This is a genomic window from Paenibacillus favisporus, from assembly GCF_040545415.1.
Lineage (GTDB): Bacteria > Bacillota > Bacilli > Paenibacillales > Paenibacillaceae > Paenibacillus_AQ > Paenibacillus_AQ favisporus.
The window spans coordinates 207,276-218,242 of the sequence record NZ_JBEPLV010000009.1; the positions used below are offsets into that span (position 1 = coordinate 207,276).

Genomic DNA, 10,967 nt, shown 5'->3' on the forward strand with positions numbered 1-10,967 from the left:
GGACTAAGACGGATGAAAATCATTATGATTTCGCTGGATACGCTTCGCGCTTCCCGGTTAAGCGGGTATGGTTACGCCAAGCCGACGAGTCCGCATATGGACCGGATCGTCGCCCAAGGCGTTCTTTTCGAACGGGCGTATGCCGCCGATATTCCGACAGAAGTGGCTCATACCGGGATTTTCACAGGCAAAATCGGACTCACAACAGGCGTTGTATCGCATGGATCCGAGCTGACGCATCTGCCGAAGTCAGTGCCGTGGCTGCCGACGATGCTGAGAAGCGCCGGATTTACGACCTCGGCGGTAGACAATTTGTATCAATTGAAAGAATGGTTCGCCAGAGGCTACCGCTATTATACGAACAGCGTCGGCGGCAACCGGTGGATCGACGGCGTGACTGTCAACGAGCTGGCATTTCCGTGGATTGAGGCGCATCGGGAGGACCATTTTTTTCTGTTCCTCCATTACTGGGATGCCCACACGCCTTATTTGCCGCCGGCAGACTATGTTCCCGAATTTTACGACAGCGGCCGTGATCCCTATGATCCGGCCAACCGCAGCATGGAGCGGGCGTATAATCACCCGGCATATCCGTTTTTCAAACACCACCACTACGATCTGGTCGGCCCGGTAACGGACAGTGCTTATTATAATGCGCTCTATGACGCCGAAATCCGGTATTTGGACGACCGGTTGAAGGAGCTGGACGACCATCTGGCAAAACTGGGAATTGTCGAGGATACCCTGCTGATTCTTTTCGGGGATCATGGGGAAAGTCTGACGGAGCACGATATATATTGGGACCACTGTGGACTGTACGAACCGACCGTCCACGTTCCACTCATCATGCGTTGGCCGGGCAGAATTCCATCCGGAAAGAGAGTGCATGGGCTGGTTCAGCAGGTAGACCTGCTGCCGACCGTCCTGGAGTCCATCCGTCAAGAGCTCCCTTCACATATTGACCTTGCTCCGCTAGCAGATCCTATTGGGTTGGACGGCAAAAGTTTATGGCCGGCGATTCGAGGGGAAGCCGAGGGGACGGCGGAGAAAGTATTCTTGAGTGAATGCGCCTGGCAGGCAGCCAGAGCCATCCGGACACCGAGATACAAGTTCATCCGTACGTACGATGCGGGGCCGTTCACCCGTCCGCCAAGGGAACTGTACGATCTGATCGCCGACCCCGCGGAAAACGACAATTTGGCGGATCAGCTTCCGGAGCTCGCCGACCAATTCGAACAGGAAATCGGCGATTGGGTCAGCAGTAAGCTCGGCGGCCGCGAGGATCCAATGATGCGGCAGCTCGCCGAGGCAGGGCTGCCGTTCCGGAGGCGGATCGAGCAAATTCTGTCGGCTTCCGGCATGAGCTGGGACGAATGGCAGCGGGATCCGCGGCGGGAGCGGTTTGATCAGGCAGCTTCGTCCTGCCATTAATGGCTAACGGTCAGAAGGAGGTGCTGCGGTGTGCAGGAAATTCTTAATAGCCGGGGCTTCATGAAGGAAGAATTTCCGTTCTGGATCACACGGACCGAGCAGGGATCGCTTGCTGAGCATGGGCATGAATTCGTCGAGCTCGTCTATGTCGTGAAGGGAAAAGGGAGTCATATCTTTCAAGGAACGCGTTATGACATCCGCGCAGGGGACGTGTTTATCATCAACCCGGGCGAGACACATGCCTATGACGTGGAGCAAGGCGAGAAGATGGAAATCATCAACTGTCTGTTCATGCCGTCCTTCATTTCGGACGCCCTGCTCAGGGAGCTGGAGATTACCACTTCGATGGATTACTTCTATGTGCATCCTTTCCTGAAGCATGACGTCCGTTTCAACCATCATTTAAACCTGCTCGGACAGGAAGCGGCTTCCGTCCTTACGCTGCTTGACAGCATGATCCGGGAAATCGGGGCGCGTGTCCTTGGGCATACGACGGTGATCAAGCTTCAGCTGGTGGAGCTGCTGGTGCTCCTGTCTCGATATTACGCGCTAATGCACAGCCGTAAAAGCTATGCTTCGCCGCGCCAGCTGGACCGGGTGATGACAGCCCGCCGGATCTATGGATATTTGGAGCGCAGCTTCGATAAAAAAATTACGCTCCAATCCCTTTCCGGTTTATTTAACGTCAGCACCCGCCAGCTTAACCGAATCATGAGGGAAGAATTCCACAAGAGTGTATTCGACGTCCTCCATGAAATCCGGATTGAACGGGCCAAGCGGATGCTGGCCGAATCGGACGAGAAGGTGATTGCCGTGGCCGCCAGCGTCGGCTATGACGATCCGTCGTTCTTCAGCAGGCTTTTCGTGCGGCATGCCGGCTGCTCACCGAGCGAGTTCAGGAGCGGTGCCCATGCGTAATCAGCTTCCCAATGTACTGCTGATCACCGCGGACCAGCTTCGCTACGACTGCGTGGGCTACAGTGGTAAGTATCCGGTCCGCACGCCGAATTTGGACCGGCTCGCTGCAGGCGGCGCGGCGTTCTCGCATGCGTACTCCGTGCTGCCGGTCTGCTGCCCGGCGCGGCAGTCCCTGCTTCATGGCAGCCGGCCGGAAACGTTTGGCGCCTTGTGGAACTACAGCGGGGCGCTTCCTGTTGCGGCGCTGCCTCCTGACGCCTTCACTTGGGCGAGGACGCTTGCAGAGAACGGGTATTCCTGTTCCTACCTGGGGAAATGGGGTGTGAATCCCGATTACGATGCGACGGCCTACGGCTATCATTCGTATCTCGGTGAAGCGGAGTACGACGAATATGCGAAGAAAAAGTACCCGGACGTGCATTTTACAAACGGATACTTCGGCGAGAGTAATCCCATTCCGCTGGAGGACGCAAAGACGCATTGGTTTGCAGACCGTGCAGCTGCGGAACTGGAACGCCTACAATCCAGTGGGAAGCCTTGGCACATGGCGCTGCATTTCTCAGAACCGCACCTGCCGTGCAGGCCGTCCGCGCCGTATGATGACATGTACGATCCCGCTGACATGCCGGAATGGGAAGGATTCAGGGATACACTGGCGGGCAAGCCGTACATCCAGCGGCAGCAGCAGCTCAGCTGGGGCGTGGAGCATTTTACATGGGATGACTGGGCGCCCATTGTTGCCCGGTACTACGGATTGATCAGTCAGCTTGACGAGGCCATCGGCAAAGTGCTGGATGCGCTGGAATGCACGGGGGCCGCAGAGAATACGATGGTCATCTTTACCGCCGACCACGGTGATATGTGCGGCTCGCACGGCATGATGGATAAGCACTATATTTTATATGACGATGTAGTTCGGGTGCCGCTCATCATTCGCTGGTCCGGCGTTCGGCAGCCCGGGCAAACCTGCGATGATTTCGTGTATAATTTTCTGGATCTGCCTCCGACGTTACTGTCCATCCTGGGACTTGAGTTATGTAACCCCGGCCATCTGCAGGGGAAATCGCTGCTTCCGCTGCTTGCCGGCGAGGGACTGACTGAGCCGTGGCGGGACGCGGTTGTATCCACATACAACGGTCAGCAGTTCGGACTGTATACGCAGCGTATGATCCGGACCAGGCAGTGGAAATACATCTGGAATCCAACGGATATCGACGAATTGTATCAGCTGCAATCTGATCCCGGCGAGCTGAATAATGTCGTCAGCGATGCGGAGCATGCCAGCATCCTGCAAGAACTTCGCTCTCGGCTGTATCATCAGCTAAAGGCGGACGGGGATGCGCTCGTCTCGAACCAGTGGATGCAGAGGCAGCTGCTGGGCGGCGCCAAGCTGAACGATTAGCATCGGATGACCCCATCGGCTCAAGATTAGCTTATGTTCTTCATACTCCCAATGAAAAGACCTGCACATCTCAGGTCGGTCATTCGGGAGCTTTTTGCGTTCCCCAAATAAATTCTGCCGCCCGTTTAAGCTTGTCCATTCAACAACTCCCCTGGAATGGCCGGCCGGATATTATTCATCGCACGCTCTTTGGCCTCATCCAATACGTGGGTGTAGATCTGGGTCGTGGAAATATCCTCATGGCCAAGCAGCTCTTGAACCGTCCGCAGGTCGGCTCCGTTGTGCAGCAAATCCGTAGCGAAAGAGTGTCTCAGCTTATGGGCGGACAGCGTTCTTCCCGATAAATGCGGATACTTTTCGAACAGGGCTTGAAAGGTTTTTTCCGCGATACTCTGTACCATTCGTTTGCTGATACGGCGCCGGAATTGGGAAATAAAAAATGCCGTTTCCTTGGGATTCCGGGGAGAGATCCGCTCGCTCAGACAGGTTTGCAGTAAGTTGGTCATTTCGGCAGGGAGGGGGATGTAGCGCCATTTCCCGCCTTTTCCGAGCACACCGATGTTGTTCCCTTCCTGATCGAAGTCCGAAATGTTTAACTTCACGATCTCACTGACACGAAGTCCCGCATAGGCCATCAGGGCAACGATCGCAACGTCCCGAATCATATATCTTCCTTCAACCAGTCCCAGGCATGCATCGAGAAACTGCTTTTGAAGATACACGGGCTGTTTTTTCTTCTCAACCTTTGCTTTTTCAATATTCATGGCCGGATTATGGTCCGTTAGCTTGAATCGAATCATGACTTTATAAAAGAGGCGGATGGCCGACTGGCACCGGTTGCGGTACCGGGCGCCTGCGCCGCTTTCACGGACACGAGTAAGGAAATACATCACATCGATCTCCGAAACTTCAGAGACGGCTTTGCCGTCCAGCGACGTCAAGAAATGCTTGAGATCATGAAAGTAAGCATTCTGCGTTTCTTGTGAATATTCACGATCCTTCATATAGGAAACAAACAACTTCGTTTCGCGTTCATATTGCTCAAAAACTTCCGTATATTTCATCAGCTTGGCACCCACTTGATCGATTTAAAGATAAATTGCATTAAATATAGATTTAATGCAATTTTAGTATAACAAAAAAAGCTGTAAGTTAGGGCGCTTTTGGCACAAATAAACGGGGGACCGGATTTTAGGCCGATTAAGGGTCTGTCGTACCCTGTACAACCATTTTCTTGCCCAATGAGCTGAAGGATCACCAAATGATGATAAGAAAAACGTCTATCGACGTACCTTCAAAGAAGTCAGACCGCGTTTAGCTGAAGTTTTTCTTGCGATTATAGAATGGTTCAGCTTCGCTGAAATTTATAAATTCTATAATCTTAAAAAATCTCTTTAGGGTTCATATGAACCGTTATATAATGTTCTTATTAGTTTATATCAATCCAATCAAGTTCATTTGATACTCTGAAATGGGGAGAGAACAATGATGCCGACAATCAAGCTCGAGTTATTGAATCGTCAAGATGAAGTGAGGACGGAGGAGTACAGCGATTCGCAAACGACGCATGTCCATTTGATGGAACGGGAAGAAGAAAGGTTTACGTATCTGGCCTGCCAGCATGTGGAGTACGCTGAGGGCGACAAGTTTAGAGTCACGATGGAACAGCCGGATTCGTATATCGTGGTTCAGATGGATGAGACGCTCAATCCGTCTTTAATTTATGTTAAGGGAACCACGTGGGAATACGAGATTCCGCTGGCGTACAAACGAGCGTATCCCGAGAACGCTTTTGCCGGATCGAAGCATTATGTTACTGCCCGGTATGCGACGGAGAATGAGATCAGCGAGTACCGCAATCTGGCCTTAAACCCTCATGACCAGAAGCAGGACTCGGGCGCTTTCCCGCATGCTCATGCGAATGTTGAAACCCGAAACGAGCCGACCTTCTTTGCCCGCAGCGCTATCGACGGCGTCTATGCCAATTACAGCCACGGTTCTTACCCGTATCAATCCTGGGGAATTAACCAGCAGCCGGATGCCGAGCTGACACTGGATTTCGGACGTAAGGTACAGATTGACCGGCTCGGCCTCGTATTGCGCGGCGATTTTCCGCATGACAGCTGGTGGAAAGAAGTAACAGTTGCTTTTTCCGACGGGTCAGAGGAGCAGCTCTATCCTGCAAAAATCCGCAGCATCCAATACTTTGACATCTCTCCCCGCACGGTCGAATGGCTGGTGCTCAAGCGTTTGATCAAAGGCGATGAGACGCCGTTTCCGGCCCTGACGCAGATTGAGGCATACGGCAGAAATGTATAGGTAAGCATCTTTTGATGGGTAAGCATCGATTACCGGGCAAGCGGTCTTTATCCCCTGCACATCCTTTTACGCTGAAGAACTTAGCATATATAATGAAGACAGATCGTCTTGGCGAAAGGAAGGTGCTCCTGTGCGGGAAACCTGTGTTCCGGGCGGCGTTAAGCTCAAAGACACCGGATTTGGATATACGCTGTCCTTAATCGGCGGCAAATACAAAATGATCATTATGTACTGGTTGTCCGAACACCATGTGATGCGTTTTAATGAACTCCAGCGGAGTATCGGAACCATTTCCTTTAAAACACTTAGCGTCATGTTAAAAGAAATGGAGGCGGACGGCCTGGTCTTACGCAAGGAATTTCCTCAGGTTCCCCCGAAGGTCGAATATTCGTTGTCCGAACGGGGTCTTTCCCTCATCCCTGTCCTGAATCTGATGTGCGAGTGGGGGGAGAACAACTTTGTTCCCGGCGTTGAGGCTGTTCAGCGATAGGCATCCCGTAATACGGCTCAGTTGAAGAAGTATTTCCCGTACAGGGAGATACTTCTTTTTTAATGGCCAAATCCATTTGCCGGTTTAGAGGGAGTCGATAAACTTCAAATAGTCCTGCGCGCTTTGTTCCAGTTCGTCCACAGGCTGATCAGCATCCGCTCCCGGCACATTTTCTCCAGGCTCGCTCTCCGTACCGTAGAATGCAAAAACCGAACGATAATCCGCATTGCAGTACCGGAAGGTCGTTTCAAACGGGACCAATATTTGCTCAAGTGTATACCGGTACCTGCCTGTTTCGCTGTAATCCGCTTTTTTGATCCCTGCAGTGACGCCAAGGGCGACTTTGCGGTTCTTTAGCTTGTCGCCACCGTTCGAACCATAAGCCCAGCCGTATGCCAGCACTTCGTCCAGCCATCGTTTCAGGAGCGGCGGACAGTTGAACCACTGGATTGGAAACTGCAGCATCAAATGGTCATGCGTTTCCACCAACCGCTGCTCTTTTTCCACATCGATGGATTGGTCAGGATAAGCTTTGTACAAGTCATGGACCGTGTATTTTTCCGGGTATTTATGGAGCTCTTGGACCCACCGTTTATTAATGACAGATGTTTCAATGCTTGGATGCGCTACGATCACTAAGGTTTTCATCAGATTGGAACTCCTTTGTTCGATAATGACTTCGTATTGAGTATAAAAAATACCTCGCCACGCTGTAAGTACGCACTTTTAGTACAGGTACTAACATCCTGGTAAGTGTGAACTGCGTCATGAACAGAAGCCTTTAACAACTTACGTCGCTGTATCCAAGCTGGATGGCCGATACAAGCGATGAAACGGAATTGACAGGGGTCGGGTAAATCTATACAATAATATTGTTTCGTATGAATAAAAATTGGGAGGATCGGAATAGTTTTAACTGTTACAACCAGTATTCTTATTTATTCAAAGCATACATTTTCTTATTCAAGGGACGGATCGATTATGAAAATTAGATCATTCCACAAATATGTTAAAGGCAACATAAGTAGCATTCTTTTCACGTACATATTTTGTTTCAAACGAAACAAATGTGTTTAACCAACTCAAAACAGCGAGCAGGGATGAAGTACATGGAACCGACGAGTGACGCGAGGCTGTAATGCGTTGGTTAGTAGTGGAGGAAGCACAACATAGGCGGTTTTCAAGTCTGAATGAACAGGAGGGTTCGAATCATGGAATGGGCGAAAATCATCCAAGAGCGCCGAAGCATCCGCAGGTTTAAATCTTCTCCCGAGGTGGATCAGGAACTTGTGCGGGAGCTGCTCCGCGAAGCGCAGGACTTATATCCATATCCTTCCGGCGAGGCTGCAAGTTACCGGTGCGTATATGCAGGAACGGCGGAATCCAGGGAGCGTCTTGCTGTCTGCATGCTTGAACCTCTGGTGAAGAACAAATTGGTCAAATGGCTGCCGGAAAAAATTCGGGATTTTGTCCGAAAAAGAGTCACAGAAATACCCGGTCATTTGGCTGTTATTGCCAGCACGAACGAGGACAGAAGGACAAATGACATGAATTATGCTGCAGTTTGCGGGATCATGCAAAACTTCCAGCTGCTTGCCTGGCAGCGGCAGCTTGGTACCCTATGGGACACGGAGCCGATGATGCAGAGCCGGGAGTTATTCCACCTTTTCCAAATGAAACCAACGGAGAAACTGGTGGGAATTTTACACCTCGGCTATTTTGACAAAATACCGAAAGCCAGAGCCAGGACACGTGCAGAAAAGAAATGGACGATCATATCGGAATAAGGAGGCGAACCCATGAACATCACCGATGTCACAAATACAGGACTTACATCAAACTACAGCAATCGGCCCGTACCTGAAAGTCACGTCCTGGATCTGTTAAATGTGGCCGTATGGGCTCCGAACGACGGACTGCGGGAGCCGTGGCGTTTTATATTTATCGGGTCAGGCAGCACAGACATCATGGCCGGATTACAGGAGGAGGCGCCGACTTATTTGATCCTGGTAATTAAAGAAGAGCGCGATCCTCATAAAAGGGAAGAAGACTTCGCGGCCGCATGCTGCCTTATGCAAAATTTCCATATGCTTGCTCAGGAGAGCAATCTCCACGTCCAAATGACGATGAACGACTGGATTTATGATCGAGCATCCGCCCATCGTTTTGGTGTTCACCAAGAGGAGCGGATCGTCGCCGTTCTGGAATTGGGTTATCTGGAGCAACCAATAGAGCCGGTAACCGCTGCTCATTCACCGGAGCTTAACTTTGAATTACTGTAATTGGTAAATGTTCAAGCTGCATAACCTTTTTCGCTCCTGATGCATCTAATTGGGGGAATGTTTAAAGGAGTACGTCAAAGATCCAAATCCTTCTCAGCGTCCCTTCCGGAAAGCGTGTTTTCCGAAAAGGGATTTTTTTATTTCGGACCGATGTCACATTCGGCAGCCTGCCAAACGTTATACAGGGTGAGGATGGGACAACAAGGGAGGTGATGCCATGAAATACCTCAACCCCGGGGAAGAGTCAACACAACCTATCGAGAGCGTTGTAGAAAGCGTCAAACAAGGTGATAAGCAGGCATTTGCCGACATCATCCGTACGTTTGAGCGTCAGATTTATACGTATTGTTATTACATTTTGAAGAACCGTGAGGAAGCGGAGGACGCGCTGCAGGAAATTTTCATCAAGGTGTATCAATCCATCCATAAATATGAGCACCAGGTTTCCTTCTCCTCATGGTTGTATAAAGTTGCTTACTACCATTGCATGGACATGACCAGAAAGAAGAGCCGGCAAAAGAAGACGTTATCTCTCCAAAAAGAGATTCGGCAGTTGGAGAATCAGCACCAAAAGGACAGCGTACCAGAGGTGGAAGAGCTGCTGATGAGTTTGAAGCCGGAAGAAAGGCATCTCGTGCTTCTGCGGGCAGTGGAGCAGTACAGCTTCGAAGAGATCGGACAGATTATGGACTGCAAACCGGCAACCCTGCGCAAAAAGTTCGAACGTGTCCGGAAAAAACTGATTCTGCAAAAGAAGATCAAAGGAGGGATAACCCATGAACGAATGGTCAGATCTAACTGAAGAAGAGCTGATGGCGCATTTGCGGAGAACGGTTAAGCAAAAGGAAATGCCGCAAGAAAGCTACGCCAATCAAATTATGGAGAGGCTGAATGAAATGAGTAGATCCAGCAGAAGCGAACGTATCGGAAGAGGAACCTGGAAGAAAAAGGCGGCGATTAGCGTAACCGCTGCAGCCATGCTTGGAGGTGTGGTGATGGGAAGCGGCTTCGTGTCCCCAGTCATGGCGGATGCCTTGAAAAACGTGCCGTGGATCGGCAGTGTGTTCCAATACAATTCGGACAGCACTTTGCAGAAGGCAAGTACTACAGGACTGACTACTGCGCCGAACCTGAGTGTAACCAGGGACGGGGTGACGCTCAGCATTAAAGAGGTGATGTTTGATGGAAACCGGCTTGCATTTGTCATTGAACGTCAAGGCGTAGACGACGACACGATAATCTCCCCTTATCCACCGGCAGGGGCGAAGGATGAGAAGGGGAACCTGATCCAGACCGTTCCATTGGAACAGCAGAAAAAAGGGTATATCTATATGCCGGATGTTACCATTCAAGGAAAGAACAAATTTTTCGGCATGTTCTCACAAGATGTAGGCAAAACGGAGGACGGACAAGACATCCACAATATGGCCATGTTTGAAATTATGAAGGGCCTGTCTGAAATGAACCTCCCTGAAGCATTCGACATGTCCGTAAAACTGAACGTCTCCGGGATCCAAGAGCCGTTTGAATTCGTCGTGCCGGTCAAAAACCTGGCGAAAGGTTCGGTCGTCCTTCATCCGGATCAAACGCAAAGCAGCGGCGGCTTCAGCTATACGGTCAAGCAGCTTGAGTTGACGCCGGTAACGACACGTCTTGTTCTGGACAGCAAAGGCAGCGTTCCTGTGACATCAGAGCAAACAGGAGATTTAAGCCCGAGCAAAATGTACTACGACATCGTGGACCAGGATGGGAATCCGGTGCAGCAGAACTTGATCGGATACTTCAACAGCAGGCCGGGTACCGAATACCATGAAGATGAGGCATACAAGCCGTTTGACAAAACGCCGACCTCCATTACGATCAAGCCTTATACATTGACTGTGAAAAAGGATTGGACCATCGTGTCCGACAGTAAGGGGGAACCAATTAAAACTTATCATAAAGATCTCGAAATGACGATTCCGGTCGTCCAGTAACAAGCCAATTAAAAAAGGTGATAAACTCTGCAAAAAAAGAGCTCTTATTCCATCTCTGAACTGTGACCCGGATTGTGGACAGTTTAAAAGAAACAGCCCTAAGCTTAACCAGCAAGCAGGTGACCTCTGAATTCGTCGGGGGTCATCTT

11 protein-coding genes are annotated in these 10,967 nt (G+C 50.6%); 9 read left to right on the forward strand and 2 right to left on the reverse strand.

What is annotated here, in order from left to right:
• The first annotated feature begins 12 nt into the window (after positions 1-12).
• Genes ABID47_RS31900 through ABID47_RS31910 form a run of 3 tightly spaced genes read left to right on the forward strand, consistent with a single transcriptional unit; the run spans position 13 to position 3,751 of the window.
• Positions 13-1,431 carry a sulfatase family protein gene (locus ABID47_RS31900; RefSeq protein ID WP_354503080.1) on the forward strand — a complete coding sequence of 473 codons (1,419 nt, stop codon included), beginning with the start codon at positions 13-15 and terminating at the stop codon, positions 1,429-1,431.
• Between the two features lie 30 nt (positions 1,432-1,461).
• A complete protein-coding gene (locus ABID47_RS31905; RefSeq protein WP_145019436.1) occupies positions 1,462-2,349 on the forward strand; it encodes an AraC family transcriptional regulator in 888 nt (295 codons plus the stop codon).
• Complete coding sequence (locus ABID47_RS31910) at positions 2,342-3,751, forward strand: sulfatase-like hydrolase/transferase (protein WP_354503083.1); 1,410 nt, start codon at positions 2,342-2,344, stop codon at positions 3,749-3,751. Before ABID47_RS31905 ends, ABID47_RS31910 begins: the two co-directional genes overlap by 8 nt.
• A gap of 125 nt (positions 3,752-3,876) precedes the next feature.
• Here the strand turns inward: ABID47_RS31910 and ABID47_RS31915 are convergent, their stop codons facing one another.
• Positions 3,877-4,815 (reverse strand): tyrosine-type recombinase/integrase, encoded by a 939-nt coding sequence (locus ABID47_RS31915; RefSeq protein WP_116230437.1) that lies wholly within the window; start codon positions 4,813-4,815, stop codon positions 3,877-3,879.
• Between the two features lie 421 nt (positions 4,816-5,236).
• Here ABID47_RS31915 and ABID47_RS31920 point away from each other — a divergent pair, with 421 nt between their 5' ends.
• Entirely contained in the window at positions 5,237-6,070 is an 834-nt protein-coding gene (locus ABID47_RS31920) for a hypothetical protein (RefSeq protein ID WP_354503086.1), read from the forward strand.
• A 130-nt stretch (positions 6,071-6,200) separates the two neighbouring features.
• Positions 6,201-6,560 (forward strand): winged helix-turn-helix transcriptional regulator, encoded by a 360-nt coding sequence (locus tag ABID47_RS31925; RefSeq protein ID WP_354503088.1) that lies wholly within the window; start codon positions 6,201-6,203, stop codon positions 6,558-6,560.
• Between the two features lie 84 nt (positions 6,561-6,644).
• On the opposite strand, the gene ABID47_RS31930 is transcribed toward ABID47_RS31925, so the two are convergent.
• Positions 6,645-7,208 (reverse strand): NAD(P)H-dependent oxidoreductase, encoded by a 564-nt coding sequence (locus ABID47_RS31930; protein WP_354503090.1) that lies wholly within the window; start codon positions 7,206-7,208, stop codon positions 6,645-6,647.
• A gap of 563 nt (positions 7,209-7,771) precedes the next feature.
• On the opposite strand from ABID47_RS31930, the gene ABID47_RS31935 reads away from it, so the two are divergent.
• The 4 genes from ABID47_RS31935 (at position 7,772) to ABID47_RS31950 (ending at position 10,818) form a co-directional block, all read left to right on the forward strand.
• On the forward strand, positions 7,772-8,347 hold the full coding sequence (locus tag ABID47_RS31935) for a nitroreductase family protein (protein ID WP_354503092.1): 576 nt from the start codon (positions 7,772-7,774) through the stop codon (positions 8,345-8,347).
• A gap of 12 nt (positions 8,348-8,359) precedes the next feature.
• Positions 8,360-8,842, forward strand: a complete 483-nt coding sequence (locus ABID47_RS31940) for a nitroreductase family protein (protein ID WP_354503095.1) — start codon at positions 8,360-8,362, stop codon at positions 8,840-8,842.
• Positions 8,843-9,059: 217 nt separating this feature from the next.
• On the forward strand, positions 9,060-9,644 hold the full coding sequence (locus ABID47_RS31945) for an RNA polymerase sigma factor (RefSeq protein ID WP_354503097.1): 585 nt from the start codon (positions 9,060-9,062) through the stop codon (positions 9,642-9,644).
• Positions 9,619-10,818: a DUF4179 domain-containing protein gene (locus ABID47_RS31950; protein WP_354503099.1), complete on the forward strand. Its 1,200-nt coding sequence runs from the start codon at positions 9,619-9,621 to the stop codon at positions 10,816-10,818. The genes ABID47_RS31945 and ABID47_RS31950 overlap by 26 nt, the downstream gene beginning before the upstream one ends.
• Positions 10,819-10,967 lie beyond the last annotated feature (149 nt).